Source organism: Serratia sp. CY37869 (assembly GCF_052168895.1).
Taxonomy (GTDB): domain Bacteria; phylum Pseudomonadota; class Gammaproteobacteria; order Enterobacterales; family Enterobacteriaceae; genus Serratia; species Serratia ureilytica.
Genome location: NZ_JBJNLU010000001.1, coordinates 1,202,935 through 1,217,061, shown reverse-complemented (window position 1 = coordinate 1,217,061; position 14,127 = coordinate 1,202,935). Strand labels below are relative to the sequence as shown.

14 protein-coding genes are annotated in these 14,127 nt (G+C 56.9%); 8 read left to right on the top strand and 6 right to left on the bottom strand.

Annotated features, from left to right (window positions below):
- The first annotated feature begins 172 nt into the window (after positions 1 to 172).
- Positions 173 to 1,048 (top strand): D-hexose-6-phosphate mutarotase, encoded by an 876-nt coding sequence (locus ACJ8J1_RS05870; protein ID WP_033643316.1) that lies wholly within the window; start codon positions 173 to 175, stop codon positions 1,046 to 1,048.
- A 94-nt stretch (positions 1,049 to 1,142) separates the two neighbouring features.
- Here ACJ8J1_RS05870 and ACJ8J1_RS05865 read toward each other — a convergent pair whose 3' ends face one another.
- Positions 1,143 to 1,907, bottom strand: a complete 765-nt coding sequence (locus ACJ8J1_RS05865; protein ID WP_033643317.1) for a MipA/OmpV family protein — start codon at positions 1,905 to 1,907, stop codon at positions 1,143 to 1,145.
- Positions 1,908 to 2,333: 426 nt separating this feature from the next.
- On the opposite strand from ACJ8J1_RS05865, the gene yeaG reads away from it, so the two are divergent.
- The 3 genes from yeaG (at position 2,334) to ACJ8J1_RS05850 (ending at position 6,228) form a co-directional block, all read left to right on the top strand.
- Positions 2,334 to 4,268, top strand: a complete 1,935-nt coding sequence (yeaG, locus tag ACJ8J1_RS05860) for a protein kinase YeaG (protein ID WP_016927472.1) — start codon at positions 2,334 to 2,336, stop codon at positions 4,266 to 4,268.
- 132 nt (positions 4,269 to 4,400) lie between these two features.
- Positions 4,401 to 5,669: a YeaH/YhbH family protein gene (locus tag ACJ8J1_RS05855; protein WP_033643318.1), complete on the top strand. Its 1,269-nt coding sequence runs from the start codon at positions 4,401 to 4,403 to the stop codon at positions 5,667 to 5,669.
- Positions 5,670 to 5,997: 328 nt separating this feature from the next.
- Positions 5,998 to 6,228 (top strand): hypothetical protein, encoded by a 231-nt coding sequence (locus ACJ8J1_RS05850; protein ID WP_033643319.1) that lies wholly within the window; start codon positions 5,998 to 6,000, stop codon positions 6,226 to 6,228.
- 174 nt (positions 6,229 to 6,402) lie between these two features.
- On the opposite strand, the gene ACJ8J1_RS05845 is transcribed toward ACJ8J1_RS05850, so the two are convergent.
- Complete coding sequence (locus ACJ8J1_RS05845; RefSeq protein WP_033643320.1) at positions 6,403 to 7,092, bottom strand: alpha/beta hydrolase; 690 nt, start codon at positions 7,090 to 7,092, stop codon at positions 6,403 to 6,405.
- 140 nt (positions 7,093 to 7,232) lie between these two features.
- A complete protein-coding gene (locus ACJ8J1_RS05840) occupies positions 7,233 to 7,571 on the bottom strand; it encodes a hypothetical protein (protein ID WP_146049808.1) in 339 nt (112 codons plus the stop codon).
- Between the two features lie 392 nt (positions 7,572 to 7,963).
- Here ACJ8J1_RS05840 and ACJ8J1_RS05835 point away from each other — a divergent pair, with 392 nt between their 5' ends.
- Positions 7,964 to 8,140: a GhoT/OrtT family toxin gene (locus ACJ8J1_RS05835; protein WP_033634815.1), complete on the top strand. Its 177-nt coding sequence runs from the start codon at positions 7,964 to 7,966 to the stop codon at positions 8,138 to 8,140.
- A 159-nt stretch (positions 8,141 to 8,299) separates the two neighbouring features.
- On the opposite strand, the gene ACJ8J1_RS05830 is transcribed toward ACJ8J1_RS05835, so the two are convergent.
- On the bottom strand, positions 8,300 to 8,596 hold the full coding sequence (locus ACJ8J1_RS05830) for a hypothetical protein (protein ID WP_033643321.1): 297 nt from the start codon (positions 8,594 to 8,596) through the stop codon (positions 8,300 to 8,302).
- A 225-nt stretch (positions 8,597 to 8,821) separates the two neighbouring features.
- Here ACJ8J1_RS05830 and ACJ8J1_RS05825 point away from each other — a divergent pair, with 225 nt between their 5' ends.
- From ACJ8J1_RS05825 to ACJ8J1_RS05815, 3 genes are all read left to right on the top strand, one after another.
- Positions 8,822 to 9,304 (top strand): hypothetical protein, encoded by a 483-nt coding sequence (locus ACJ8J1_RS05825; RefSeq protein ID WP_033643322.1) that lies wholly within the window; start codon positions 8,822 to 8,824, stop codon positions 9,302 to 9,304.
- A gap of 306 nt (positions 9,305 to 9,610) precedes the next feature.
- The gene (locus ACJ8J1_RS05820) at positions 9,611 to 10,171 is read left to right on the top strand and encodes a 3'-5' exonuclease (RefSeq protein ID WP_033643325.1); all 561 of its coding nucleotides are present in this window, start codon (positions 9,611 to 9,613) and stop codon (positions 10,169 to 10,171) included.
- 77 nt (positions 10,172 to 10,248) lie between these two features.
- The gene (locus tag ACJ8J1_RS05815) at positions 10,249 to 11,442 is read left to right on the top strand and encodes a Bcr/CflA family efflux MFS transporter (protein ID WP_033643326.1); all 1,194 of its coding nucleotides are present in this window, start codon (positions 10,249 to 10,251) and stop codon (positions 11,440 to 11,442) included.
- 8 nt (positions 11,443 to 11,450) lie between these two features.
- Here ACJ8J1_RS05815 and dadX read toward each other — a convergent pair whose 3' ends face one another.
- Entirely contained in the window at positions 11,451 to 12,524 is a 1,074-nt protein-coding gene (dadX, locus tag ACJ8J1_RS05810; protein WP_033643327.1) for a catabolic alanine racemase DadX, read from the bottom strand.
- Positions 12,525 to 12,600: 76 nt separating this feature from the next.
- Positions 12,601 to 13,905 (bottom strand): D-amino acid dehydrogenase, encoded by a 1,305-nt coding sequence (locus tag ACJ8J1_RS05805; RefSeq protein WP_033643328.1) that lies wholly within the window; start codon positions 13,903 to 13,905, stop codon positions 12,601 to 12,603.
- Positions 13,906 to 14,127 lie beyond the last annotated feature (222 nt).

Here is a 14,127-nt window from a genome sequence, read left to right as displayed (position 1 = left end):
TGAGGGCGACATTTTTTTGTCGCCCTTTTTTTACCCGTCATCTTTCGAGTCACAGCGTTGTTCGCTGCACACACTCACCTCAGTCACTGTCTAAGCATGCGCCTGAGGGCCTGGTTGTGACCCGAAAGCTAATAGGGTCCATTTCTATTTCCGGCAAACAATAGGTTATGAAATGAACGAGAAAATTTTCACCCTGCCCGTTTCCGAACAGATTTCTCCTTACATCAGCCAGCGCCAACTCGATGAGCTGGGCGTGGTGGTCGTGTCGCACCCGAAAGTGCGCGCGGCGGTCGCGCTGCAGGGCGCCCATTTGCTGGCCTGGCAGCCCAGCGGTGAGCAGCCGGTGATTTGGCTCAGCAACAACACGCCTTTCGCCAAAGGCAAGGCCATCCGCGGCGGCGTGCCGATCTGCTGGCCGTGGTTCGGCCCGGTGGCGCAACCCTCCCACGGGTTCGCCCGCAACCAGCCCTGGAGCCTGACGGCGCACGATGAAGATGACAACGGCGTCATCCTGACCTTTACGCTGAAAGACAATGAGCAGACCCGCAAGCTGTGGCCGCACGCCTTCACGCTGATTGCTCGCTTCAAGCTGGGTGAAGAGTGCGAGATCGAACTGGAATCGCACGGCGATTATCAAGCCACGGCGGCGCTGCACAGCTACTTCCAGGTTGGCGATATCGATCGGGTCAGCGTGGCGGGCCTGGGCGAACCTTATATTGATAAGGTGGCGGGCGGCGTCGAAGCGCGTCAGACGGGCGAAGTGACCTTCGTCGGCCAAACTGACCGCGTCTATACCCGTCCGGAGGCCTTCAGCCTGATCCGCGATCCGGCGCTCGCACGCACCATCGAGGTTCATCACCATCATATGAGCGACGTTATCGCCTGGAACCCCGGCGTAGAGCTGTCCTGCAGCATGGGAGACATGCCGAACGACGGTTACAAGACCATGGTCTGCGTTGAGACCGGGCGCGTCAGCAAACCGCTGGTCGCCGCCGGCGAACAACCCGCCCGTTTGGGTGTGACCTTCCGCAGCCGTAAAAAGGCCTGAAACCCCGTGCGCGTCAGCGCACTACGGATGTGCAAAAGGGGCGCTCGCGCCCCTTTTTGATGCACACCATGCACACTTATCGTGCAATGCGCGATTAGAAGGTGTAGCTCACACCCGTCATCAGCAAACCGGTGTAAGATTTATCCACCATCGGGCTGTCTTTCACTTCATCCGACAACTTCACATAGCGGCCGAGGAAGAAGGCGTTCCAGCTCTTGTTGATCTGGTAATTGGCGCTCAGCTCGAGATACGGCGCCCAGCTATCGCTCGGGGTGTAGCTGTCCAGACCGCTGCGGCGCGATTCATTGGCGCTGACGCCATAGTAATATTTGTTCTGGTTTTTGCTGTTCCACATCACGCCTACGCCCGGAACCAGCGTCAACGCGTCCAGATCAAACTTGTACAGATAAGCCACATCGCCCACCAGCCCGTTGCTGTAGTTCAGCGTGTCGCCGGTGAAGGTGGTGCGAATGGTGCCCCACTCTGCGTTGTGTGAATAGGCCAGGCCGGCCATCAGCGTGCCGCGACGCTTGTCGAGACGCTTCATGCGATCGTCGTCGCTGTCGCCCGGACGGTAGCCCCATGGCGTGTAATACCCCATGATGCTCAGCTGATTTTCTTGATCTTTCCACAGGTAGTAACCGGCGGTCAGAGTACGGAAGTAGAAGTCGTCACCTTCATAGTCGATGACGGGCACCGGATAAACGCGATCCTGATAACCGCGATACGGGTCCGGGCTAACCAGCGCGGCAGCACCCAGTGACCAGGTTCCCGCCTGGGCACTTTGCGCACAAACCATTGCGGAAGCGATAATTGCTAGCGTTTTGAGTTTTGAAATCTTCACTGGTTCTTTTTCCATAAATTACAGGGTTAATAGCCGCAATAGTTTATGTGAAAATTTAGTTACGCGCCTAATCTTTACAATAGAAAACGACCAAGATCGAATAACTTATAGCGGAATTATGAATTAATCATGGCGGAACGATGACGATTCATGCCGCAGGCCGCGCCAGACAAGGCATTTGGTTATCCCGGCAATAACTGAGTCATTGATATGACTTAAAAAAAGCTTTTTCTACGGCAGGAAATTTTCCGGCAAGCAAACTAAGCTTAAATCAGAAGGTGAATTTATCCTGGGCCCAGTGGCATACAGCGCAACTCGCGATAATAAGCGCACCAAGTTGGCATACGGGTTGCTGTACTCAGGCGTATTCTCATCTTTCGGGAGCCAGAACACTATCACACGCTCTCTTTAACCTGTGCTAATAACGAAAGGACGGGCATCATGAACATATTTGACCACTATCGCCAGCGCTACGAAGCTGCCAAGGACGAAGAGTTCACACTGCAGGAATTTCTTACCATTTGCCGGCAAGATCGCAGTGCCTATGCCAACGCGGCCGAACGTCTGCTGATGGCTATCGGTGAACCTGTGATGGTCGACACTGCGCTAGAATCACGCCTGTCGCGCCTGTTCTCCAACCGCGTGATCGCACGCTATCCGGCCTTCGAAGAGTTCTACGGCATGGAAGAGGCCATCGAACAGATCGTCTCTTACCTGAAACACGCCGCTCAGGGCCTGGAAGAGAAGAAACAGATCCTTTACCTGCTGGGCCCGGTGGGCGGCGGCAAGTCCTCGCTGGCGGAACGTCTGAAAGCGCTGATGCAGCGCGTGCCCATCTACACCCTCAGCGCCAACGGCGAACGCAGCCCGGTCAACGATCATCCGCTGTGCCTGTTCAATCCGCAGGAAGATGCCACGATCCTGGAAAAAGAGTTCAATATCCCAAGTCGCTATCTCGGCACCATCATGTCGCCGTGGGCGGCGAAGCGCCTGCATGAGTTTGGTGGCGATATCACTAAGTTTAAAGTCGTGAAAGTGCGCCCTTCCATTCTGGAACAGATCGCCATCGCCAAAACCGAGCCGGGCGATGAGAACAACCAGGACATCTCGGCACTGGTCGGTAAAGTGGACATCCGTAAACTGGAGAACCACGCGCAGAACGATCCGGACGCCTACGGCTATTCCGGCGCCCTGTGCCGCGCCAACCAGGGGATTATGGAATTCGTCGAGATGTTCAAAGCGCCGATCAAGGTGCTGCATCCGCTGCTGACCGCAACCCAGGAAGGCAACTACAACGGCACCGAAGGCATCTCCGCCCTGCCGTTCAGCGGCATTATTCTGGCGCACTCCAACGAATCCGAGTGGGTGACCTTCCGTAACAACAAGAACAACGAAGCGTTCCTCGACCGCGTGTATATCGTCAAGGTGCCTTACTGCCTGCGCGTGTCGGAAGAGATCAAAATTTACGACAAGCTTCTGGATCACAGTGAGCTGACCCATGCGCCCTGCGCGCCGGGCACGCTGGAAACGCTGGCGCGCTTTAGCGTGCTGTCGCGGCTAAAAGAGCCCGAAAACTCGAGCATCTACTCGAAAATGCGCGTGTATGACGGTGAAAGCCTCAAAGATACCGACCCGAAAGCCAAGTCCTATCAGGAATACCGCGACTACGCCGGGGTTGACGAAGGCATGAACGGCCTCTCCACCCGTTTCGCCTTTAAAATCCTCTCGCGGGTATTCAACTTCGATCACGCCGAGGTGGCAGCCAACCCGGTGCACCTGTTCTATGTGCTGGAACAGCAGATCGAGCGCGAACAGTTCCCGCAGGATTTGGCGGAGAAATACCTGGAGCACCTGAAAGGCTATCTGATCCCGAAATACGCCGAGTTTATCGGCAAAGAGATCCAGACCGCCTATCTGGAATCCTACTCGGAATACGGACAGAACATTTTTGACCGCTACGTCACCTATGCCGACTTCTGGATCCAGGATCAGGAGTATCGCGATCCCGACACCGGCCAGCTGTTCGACCGCGAGTCCCTGAACGCCGAACTGGAGAAAATTGAAAAACCGGCCGGCATCAGCAACCCGAAAGATTTCCGCAACGAAATCGTGAACTTCGTGCTGCGCGCCCGCGCCAATAACAACGGCCGCAACCCGAACTGGACCAGCTACGAGAAGCTGCGCACCGTGATCGAGAAAAAGATGTTCTCCAATACCGAAGAACTGTTGCCGGTGATTTCGTTCAACGCCAAAACATCGACGGACGAGCAGAAAAAACACGACGACTTCGTCGATCGCATGATGGAGAAAGGCTATACCCGCAAGCAGGTGCGCCTGCTGTGTGAATGGTATCTGCGGGTCAGAAAATCCTCATAACGCCTCAGGTAAGCGGCATTATCAGGGCCATGTCCACAGTCATGGACGTTGCAGCGCAGCCCACGGAGGGGCTGACACATTGCGCTGCCGCGGCCGGGACATGAAGAGTTGGCAACGTCGTTTGGGGGAAGTATGGCCTATTTCATTGACCGGCGGCTGAACGGCAAAAACAAGAGCACGGTGAACCGCCAGCGCTTCTTGCGCCGTTACAAGTCGCAAATCAAACAGTCGATTGCCGAAGCCATCAACAAGCGTTCGGTCACCGACGTAGACAGCGGGGAGTCAGTCTCTATCCCCACTGACGATATCAACGAACCGATGTTTCATCAGGGGCGCGGCGGCACGCGCCATCGCGTTCACCCGGGCAATGACCACTTCGTGCAGAACGATCGCGTCGAACGGCCTCAGGGCGGCGCAGGCGGTGGCGGCGGCCAGGGCAACGCCAGCCAGGACGGTGAAGGTCAGGATGAGTTCGTCTTCCAGATATCCAAAGACGAGTACCTCGATCTTTTGTTCGAGGATCTCGCCCTGCCCAACCTGAAAAAGAATCAGTACAAGCAGCTGACCGAGTTCAAAACCCACCGCGCCGGCTATACCGCTAACGGCGTGCCGGCCAACATCAGCGTCGTGCGTTCGCTGCAAAACTCGCTGGCGCGGCGTACCGCCATGACCGCCGGTAAAAGGCGCGCGTTGCACGAACTGGAAGACGCGCTGACCCAGTTGGAAAACACCGAGCCGGTGCAACTGCTGGAAGAAGAGCGGCTGCGCAAAGAGATTGCCGAACTGCGCAAGAAAATCGAAAGCGTGCCGTTTATCGACACCTTCGATCTGCGTTACAAAAACTACGAGCGTCGGCCGGAGCCCTCCAGCCAGGCGGTGATGTTCTGCCTGATGGACGTATCCGGTTCGATGGATCAGGCCACCAAAGACATGGCCAAACGTTTTTACATTCTGCTTTATCTGTTCCTGAGCCGAACCTACAAAAACGTCGAGGTGGTCTATATTCGCCATCACACCCAGGCGAAAGAGGTGGACGAGCAGGAGTTCTTCTATTCGCAGGAAACCGGCGGCACCATCGTCTCCAGCGCATTGAAACTGATGAACGACGTGGTCGAAGAGCGTTACGATCCGGCGCAATGGAATATCTACGCCGCGCAGGCGTCGGACGGGGACAACTGGGCCGACGATTCACCGCTGTGTCACGAGCTGTTGGCGAAGAAGATCCTGCCAATGGTGCGGTACTACAGCTACATCGAAATCACTCGCCGCGCTCACCAAACGCTGTGGCGCGAATACGAAGATCTGCAAGCGAAATTCGACAACTTCGCCATGCAGCATATCCGCGAACCGGACGATATCTATCCGGTATTCCGCGAACTGTTCCGCAAACAGACCGCGTGAATAATATCGCGGTAATCATAGCAGCCGGAGAACCCGTTTTCCGGCTGTTTCTTTTTCACCCTGATATATCCCTCACACATAAATTTTGACCTTCACCGGCAAAATAATAAGCCGCATTATCCCGAATGACGACCTCTATTATTATTTCTTCTGAGGTTATTCCTAAACCTTCACATCCTCCCTCATGCGTCTTGATGGGAATATTCCCATTCAGTTATCGTTAACACACGCATCGGGTTCCACCCTAAGCGAAATTTGACTCATTTTATTTTCTATGGCTTCTCAGCCCGCTTCGGCGGGCAATTTACCTGTCAGCAGGTTAGACACCATGATCGATTACACCCTCTATGGCCTCAACAAGAATGATGTTGATGAATACCATAAGCAAATCTGCTGCCTGCTCGGCAAAAGCGTGCTGCTGGTGCTCATCGCCAACAAACCGATCACCAAACAGAATCTGCTGGCCAGTCTTATTCAGGAAGTTGAACAACAGCACGACGAGTATTTTCAAAAATTGCATCGCGCGGCAATAGAAATGATCGGCGTTAACGGGCGCTAGATCGATATGCGCAAGGCGGAAATCTACGCCATTATTGCCGCCGTCGTGGTGTTAATTATGCTGTTAATAATGAACTCCGGCAGCGATATCAGCGCTTATCCCTAATGCGAAGCGAAGCACTCCTTTACCGCAAGGTGCCTCTTTTTTGGCCCGAAGCGCGTTTCTGCCCGGGTTTTATTTTGAACCGGCCGCTTCGTCAATCAATCCCGCCACGTCATCGGCATGGGAAACCAGCGAGGCATGACTGGCCTTCAGCACCATTACTTTCTTAGCCTGCAGCCGCTGCGCCATACGCCGTTGGTTCTCCGGCGCTATCATACGGTCGTCGCTGGAGAGTTGATACCACGACGGTTTATGTTTCCAGGCGGGCTCACCGAGGGGGTTGCCGAAGGTATCGGCCAATGGCGCCTTCTGCGTCGCCGCCATCACCAGAGCCTCGTCGGCGGTAAGATCCTGGCAAAAGCTTTCGTGAAACTTGTCGTTCTTGATCCACAGATAACCGTCGCTGTCCGGAATCAGATTCGCGACTGCCGCGGGAGGATGCGCTTGCGTAATGCCACCGGGGCTTTCACCGGCATCCGGCGCAAACGCGGCAATGTAGACCAGGCCGACCACGTTAGGCTGGTTGCCCATTTCCGTGATCACCGCGCCACCGTAAGAGTGCCCCACCAACAATACCGGTCCCGCTTGCTGCGCGACCATCTTGCGCGCCCGTTCCGCATCCTCAGCCAGTGAGGTCAGCGGCATTTCCACCGCATGAATCGCCGAATAGCCCCTGCGCGACAACTCGATAATCACCTTACTCCAGTGCGCGGCGCCGCCCCAGAATCCGTGCACCAGCACGATGGTTGGTTTTGTGCTCATTGCCGACCTCTTCATCTCATTTGGAGGCGCTGTAGACTGATCAACAGCCGCCCTACAGGGACGCGCCTTGCAGCCGGCGACGTCGCGCGATCTCCATTTATATAGTTAGCACTGCGGTATTCGGCAATAGCTACGACGGGTTAAGGCGCTCGGTTTACAGGCATCGTCATGACTTGCCGAGGCAGCGTACGCCGTGGCGGCAGTGCAAAAAACGGGATTAAAACTAGGATTTTTACCCATACCGATCTAAAATCCCACGCAAAAACAAAGACAAGTAAATTTGGTTCATCGGGAAAAGGAATGAAGTTGTGAAGGAAATGATCTCCATCGTATTGATGACATGCCTGCTGGCGCTGCTGTTTTCGTGGCTGTTCGTCTACGGTCTTAACATTCATTAAACCTACAGCAACACCAAACCCCCCTTCCTGGCTGACCGGCAGCGCATCCGGACAATGCGCTAAAAACCCCTCTCCCCGCATGTTTCTATCCCATCATTCGCCCGTCGACAGCTAAAAAGAACCCAAAGCTCGCCGGCGCAACGCGATCTCGCCTTCGTCTGCCCGCCCACTAAAACATAAATAATATTTATGAGTGATAGCCTCGTCGCGTTTCCGGACGTCTGAATGACTATTTTCCTTCTTCACACCGTTCCCGCCTGAAATCAGGCTGACAATCTCAAAATGTTACCGGTAACTATGTTGTTGATTTCTTTTCGTAATAAGCATAAAGCCGTTAATAACCTTACATTCTTTATAGAAATAAATTATGCATTCTTATGGATAAAGGCATGAATTAACGGCCTTCGGTCATTGATTATCGCCCGCCAAGCTCCTAAAATTCGCGCGTAAAAATACAACTGGGAACGAGTTTCATGTCGTCGCTGTGGGTTGCAACGCAATACTGTTATTTTATTGGTCTGTTAGTTTCAATGATTTTCACCTACCTGGTAAGCAGGGACACCGTCAAAATTCGTTGCATCAGCGCGCTGACCATCGGGTTAACCTGGCCGTTGAGTCTGCCGGTCGTCTTGCTGTTTTCGCTGTTCTAACGCCCTAACCGGCTGTGCCGCCACGGATGCTTTTAAACAGCCGTGCTAATGGAATGGGTCAGCCGACGACGCAGCCCCTCACCAGCGAAACAAGTGACGATACGGCGCATTGTTAAATGAAAGGCCATTTCCCCGCGTAACGTTTTACTTGGGGGTAGACTATTCGCCGCGCCGCGATCGCCAACGGCGGTACAGCCGCCCCGCGCCCCATACCATCAGCCATAGCAAAATATTCCCCCCCAACCAAAGCATCAGCAGGTAGAGGAAAGTCTGATAACCGGGTATGCCCCGATCGGCGAAGAACGGATTAAAGTGCAAGAATTTGACGATCGCGAAGGGATTAAGATTGAAACGGGTGAAGACGCAGGCGGTCAGCACAGGCGGCAACAGGATGTAAAACGCCAGGGTGAATATCAGCAGCAGCCTGGTGCCATGCGTGTTTTTATAATCTTTCATATCAGCGTATTGCTTGCTTCATCTCAGTGCGAGAATCGCCTGGCGATCGCTCGCCAATCGACCCTGCGGGCCAAAAATAGTTCCGCGCAAACGCGGGAATAAAGCCGGTTCAGCGTTTAATTCTCATTTAGCGCTCGGGTGATATATACCCTGTGGATTATAAATTACGATGCCGACGCGCCGCCTTCAACTGCAGCGTTTGCGTGGCGTCATCAGGAGGCCCTAATGAAACCGGACGCACTCTCCCTGCCGCCGAGCGCCAAAAAACTCAAAGTGATCTACGGCTGGTATATTTACGTGATCTATATCCTGCTGGTTTTCAACATTTACATGGCGGTCTACAACGTCTGCGTTCGGCATCCGATCGAAGCCCCGCTGCTATCGCTGTTTCACAGCCTGTTTCTCGCGCTGATGTTGCAACAGGTGCTCAAGAAAAACGTCGTTTTCGCCTGGATCTTGTTGGGCTATTTTATTCTGATGCGCCTGTATTACGCCAATGTGCTGCACATTGAGTTCACGCTGGTGAGCCGTGGCCTGGTGCTGCTGATTCTGACGCTGCTGCTGACCGGCACCGTGGCCGTCGGGCAGCTGGCCACGCCGCCACAGCGGCATGACTGGCTGGCTCGCCTAGGCTGGCGGCAATGGACGACGCTCGCGGCGCTGGCGGCGATCCTGACCCCGCTGATCACCACCGATTACCTCGGCTAAACGCGGTGCTATCTGGGGATATGGGGCTCTGAAATGTCTACGATGCGGCATATTTTGGTGTAGTTGCCTGCCTTCTCACAGATCTTGTCCGTGACGAACACGCTAAGGTAGCCCAGCAGCAGCAAGTAGCCAACCATGCACAAAATAAAGATAAGCGTTCTCACCGATAGCGACCAACCTGACAAGAGTATCTCCAGCATCATAACCTGAACGAGGCGCTTTAAAAGGATTTCATGTGCGCACTGGCCGCATCGTCGCACGTTCTGTAGTAACATTAAGCCACCACGCCAACCACCGGAAACGCCGATGCACCATCTGATGTTAGACATTGAAACCCTGGATATAAAACCCAGCGCCGTGATTTTGGTGGTCGCGGCGGTGTTTTTCGATCCCCGCACCGGGGAACTTGGCGCCGAATTCGAGGCCGCCGTCAGCAGCCAGAAAGATCAGCCGGGGCGAACCATAAGCCTGGACACGGTTGCCTGGTGGGCGAAACAATCCGATGAAGCGCGCAAGCTGGCCTTCGGCGGCACCGAGAGCCTCAAGCGCGTGCTGAGCAGTCTCAGCCGTTTTATCCATATGAACAGCACCGATACGGTAAAGGTCTGGGGTAACGGTAAAGAGTTCGACTGCGCGATCCTCGAACACGCCTTCCAGCAGTTGGAGATGCCCTGTCCGTGGAAATTCTGGGATACCCAGGATGTGCGCACGGTGATAACGCTGGCGGAACTGCACGGCTTTAACCCGAAAAAGACCCGTCCGTTCGAAGGCATGCCGCATCGCGCGTTGGATGACGCTCGCCATCAGGCCCGTTATGTGGCCGATACCGTCTCGGCGCTTTATCTCCGCCCGGGAGCGCAGCGCTGACCCGCTTTGCCCCTTTTCATTTGCCGCCAGAATCTCTACTCTAGCCCTCTTTGTCACTCGGACGTGCCTTTCCTGCTATGCAAAAGTTCCTGTTTCTGCTTCTCAGCCTGGTGCTGCTCGGCCCATTGGGCATCGATCTCTATCTGCCCACCATTCCCGCCATCGCCGCCGGCCTGGGCAGCAGTGAAGCGCTGATCCAATCCACCATTTCGCTGTTTATTCTGGTGCTCGGCCTCGGTCAAATCATCGCCGGTCCGTTGGTGGATAACTATGGCCGCAAACCGGTGGCGCTGGCCGGCATTATTCTCTACACGATCGGCGCGGCAATGGCGGCACTGGCCACCAGCCCGACGATCTTCATCGCGTCGCGCCTGTTGCAAGGGGTTGCGGTCTGTTGCACCGCCGTCGTCGCCTTCAGCGGCGTGCGCGATCGGCTGAATGGCGACGACGCCGCCCGCGCCTTCGGCTTTCTCAACGGCACGCTGAACATCATCCCGGCATTGGCGCCGCTGCTCGGCGGCCTGCTCGCCGAAGCCTTCGGCTGGCGCGCGCCCTTTTGGTTCCTGGCCAGTTACGCGCTGCTGGTGTTGGTGCTCATCGCGCTGCGCCTGCCGGAAACTCGCCCCGCCGACACCGTGCCGGTCAAAGGGCTGCCGGTGCGCCAATACGCGCGCATCCTCAGCGAACGGCGTTTCCTCTCTTTTGCGGTGGTGAACTCCGGGGCGATGGGCATGGCGCTGACCTACGTTTCTCTGGCGCCTAACGTGCTGATGGGCACCGCGGGCCTGACTCCGCTGCAATTCTCGTTGGTGTTCGGCGCCAACGGCTTCTGGATCATGTTGGTCAGCTTCTTCGCTAACCGCATCATCCACAAAGTCGGCCGCCCGGTTTGTCTGGCGACCGGCGGCATTTTGATGGGGTTGGGCTGCCTGGGCCTGCTGCTGGGCGTCATGTGGCTTCCCGCGGCGGCGCAAGCGCACTGGCTGGCGTATATGCTGCCGGTCGCCAGCGCCTGCGCCGGGTTGGCGTTCGTGATGGGCCCGGCCACCAGCTATGCGCTGGAACCGTACTCCAATGAGGCCGGCGTCGCGTCCGCACTGGTCGGTTTCGTACAGATGGCCGGGGGCGCCGCGCTGGGGCTGCTGGCGATGGCGCTGCCGCTGCAACCGAAGCTGTCGCTGGCTTTGGTCATGCTGGCGGGCTGCCTGCTGGCGCTGCACGCGCGGCGGCTCAGCAAGCAGATTAAAGGACAGATCAGAAAAGTCGCCTGAGCCGCGGCTCAGGCTTCGGTAACGACCGGCACCCGTGCCGCCAACGCCGACAACAGTTCATAGCCTAACGTCCCTGCCGCCGTGGCCACCTCGTCCACCGGCAGGCGTTTTCCCCACAGCTCCACCTCGGCGCCCAGTTCAACGTGGGGACAGGGCGTCAAATCCACCGCCAGCATATCCATCGATACCGTTCCCAGGGTGCGTGTCAGCACGCCATCGACCCATACCGGCGTTCCGGTCGGCGCATGACGCGGATAGCCGTCGGCATAACCGCAGGCCACCACGCCGATACGCTGCGCGCCGGCGGCGCTGTAACGGCCACCGTAGCCCACGCGATCTCCAGACTTCAGCTGCTGAATGCCGATGATCTCGCTGCTCAGCGTCATCGCCGGCTGCAACCCCGTCGATGCGATATCGTTCCAGCATCCGCTCGGCGAAGCGCCATAGAGAATGATCCCAGGGCGCACCCAGCTGCCGTGGGTCGCAGGATGCCACAGCGTAGCGGCCGAGTTGGCCAGGCAACGCGGCAGCGGTACATCGGCCGCCGCCGCCTCGATGGTGGCCATCTGCTGAGTTACGCCTTCCGGCCCGTCGGCGGTGGCGAAGTGACTCATCAGCGTAAGCTCGGCAATATTGGCGACAGCCTGCGCCCTGCGCCACACCTCATGCAGGCGCTCGGGCGCAAACCCCAGCCGATTCATGCCGCTGTTCACTTTCAGATAGACATCAAGCGGCGCACTCAGCTTTGCGTCGGCGATCGCCGCCAGTTGCCAGTCGCTGTGCACCGCCGTCGTCAGGCGATAACGATCGAGCAAGGCCAGATCCTGTCGCTGGAAGAAGCCTTCCAACAACAGGATCGGCCCCTGCCAACCGGACTCGCGCAGCAACACCGCTTCGGCCAGATCCAGCATGGCGAAGCCGTCGGTGTGCGCCATGCTGCGCCAAACGTGTTTGATGCCGTGGCCATAGGCGTTGGCCTTGACCACCGCCCAGACTTTGGCGCCGGGGGCGAAACGGCGCACCACCTGCAGGTTGTTTTCAATTGCACCGAGATGCATCGTGGCGGTTATCGGACGGGGCATCGCTTCTCCTTGGGGCAGCGTACAGCGGCCACGCGCGCCTGCGCGTGGCCGAAAAAGTCTATGACAGCGTCGACGATTAACGTGCGGGATGCACGTCGTTCAGCGGAACCGCGTGTTGCTGGCGAAATCCGGCGCTGTAACGCGCCACCGCCAGGTCATCGGAAGGGATTGCCGGCGTAATGCCGGACATCAGATCGGACAACAACTGCCCGGAACCGCAGGCCATGGTCCAGCCGAGCGTGCCATGCCCGGTGTTGAGGTACAGGTTTTTCAACGAGGTGCGGCCGACGATCGGCGTGCCGTCCGGCGTCATCGGGCGCAAGCCGGTCCAGAACGTCGCGTCTTCCACTCTGCCGCCGTTCGGGTAGAGATCGCGCACCACCATCTCCAGCGTTTCTCGCCGCTTTTGCTCCAGCTGAGTATTGAAACCGACGATCTCCGCCATGCCGCCGACGCGAATGCGCTGGTCGAAGCGCGTGATGGCGATTTTATACGTCTCATCCAGTACCGTAGAGAATGGCGCCGCCGCCTCATCGACGATAGGGATCGTCAGCGAATAGCCCTTGAGCGGGTAAACCGGAATAGACACCAGGCCGCGCAGCAGCGCCGTGGAGTACGAACCGAACGCCACCACATAGCTATCGGCTTTGAACACTTCCTCGCCGCACTGTACGCCGGCGATCTTGTCCCCCTCCACCAACAGACGGTCGACGCTGCGGTTGAACAGGAAGGTCACGCCCGCCTGCTCAGCCATCTTCGCCAACTGTTGCGTAAACAGTTGGCAATCGCCGGTTTCGTCGTTCGGCAACTGCAGGCCGCCGGTCAGCTTGTGCGCCACCTGCGCCAGCGCAGGCTCAACGCTGCCGAGTTGGCCGGCCTCCAGCAATCGGTAAGGCACTCCGGCATCTTCCAATACCGCAATATCTTTCGCGGCGTTTTCGAACTGTTGTTGGGTGCGGAACAGCTGCAGCGTGCCGCCCTGACGGCCTTCGTACTGGATGCCGGTTTCCTGCCGCAGCGCCTTGATGCAGTCGCGGCTGTATTCCGCCAGGCGCACCATGCGGCCTTTGTTGGTCATGTAGTGTTCGGTGTTGCAGTTTTTCAGCATCTGCCACATCCAGTTCAGCTGGAAGCTGCTGCCGTCGAGACGGATCGCCAGCGGCGCATGGCGTTGGAACATCCACTTAATGGCCTTCAGCGGCACGCCCGGCGCCGCCCAGGGAGCGGCATAGCCCGGTGAAATCTGCCCGGCGTTCGCCGCGCTGGTTTCCAGTGCCGGGCCAGGCTGACGATCGATCACCGTCACCTCATGCCCAGCCTTCGCCAAATACCAGGCACTGGCTACGCCCACCACTCCACTACCTAAAATTACCACTCGCATCGCTGACTCCAGCCCAAGGCTTCACAAAGCACAATCTTCTGCTAACAGGAAATTAACTCAGTGAAAAAATCCGTCCAACAACTTCGTCATCAAACGTGACAATATTCACAATTAATTTATCGTCGATGGCCCGCGCATTTGCAATAGCCGCCAGAAAATAGCGATAAGATACGGTTTAAGGGGGTTTATGGCGCGAGGTCACCCCTGATTCGCTAGCATTGC

Coding starts and splice junctions, on each gene's coding strand:
- dadX (WP_033643327.1), bottom strand. CDS start 12,524: ATGCCCCGTCCGATAACCGCCACGATGCATCTCGGTGCAATTGAAAAC.
- ACJ8J1_RS05825 (WP_033643322.1), top strand. CDS start 8,822: ATGAAACCGGACGCACTCTCCCTGCCGCCGAGCGCCAAAAAACTCAAA.
- ACJ8J1_RS05840 (WP_146049808.1), bottom strand. CDS start 7,571: ATGCGGGGAGAGGGGTTTTTAGCGCATTGTCCGGATGCGCTGCCGGTC.
- ACJ8J1_RS05855 (WP_033643318.1), top strand. CDS start 4,401: ATGGCCTATTTCATTGACCGGCGGCTGAACGGCAAAAACAAGAGCACG.
- yeaG (WP_016927472.1), top strand. CDS start 2,334: ATGAACATATTTGACCACTATCGCCAGCGCTACGAAGCTGCCAAGGAC.
- ACJ8J1_RS05830 (WP_033643321.1), bottom strand. CDS start 8,596: ATGAAAGATTATAAAAACACGCATGGCACCAGGCTGCTGCTGATATTC.
- ACJ8J1_RS05815 (WP_033643326.1), top strand. CDS start 10,249: ATGCAAAAGTTCCTGTTTCTGCTTCTCAGCCTGGTGCTGCTCGGCCCA.
- ACJ8J1_RS05820 (WP_033643325.1), top strand. CDS start 9,611: ATGCACCATCTGATGTTAGACATTGAAACCCTGGATATAAAACCCAGC.
- ACJ8J1_RS05865 (WP_033643317.1), bottom strand. CDS start 1,907: ATGGAAAAAGAACCAGTGAAGATTTCAAAACTCAAAACGCTAGCAATT.
- ACJ8J1_RS05845 (WP_033643320.1), bottom strand. CDS start 7,092: ATGAGCACAAAACCAACCATCGTGCTGGTGCACGGATTCTGGGGCGGC.
- ACJ8J1_RS05850 (WP_033643319.1), top strand. CDS start 5,998: ATGATCGATTACACCCTCTATGGCCTCAACAAGAATGATGTTGATGAA.
- ACJ8J1_RS05870 (WP_033643316.1), top strand. CDS start 173: ATGAACGAGAAAATTTTCACCCTGCCCGTTTCCGAACAGATTTCTCCT.
- ACJ8J1_RS05835 (WP_033634815.1), top strand. CDS start 7,964: ATGTCGTCGCTGTGGGTTGCAACGCAATACTGTTATTTTATTGGTCTG.
- ACJ8J1_RS05805 (WP_033643328.1), bottom strand. CDS start 13,905: ATGCGAGTGGTAATTTTAGGTAGTGGAGTGGTGGGCGTAGCCAGTGCC.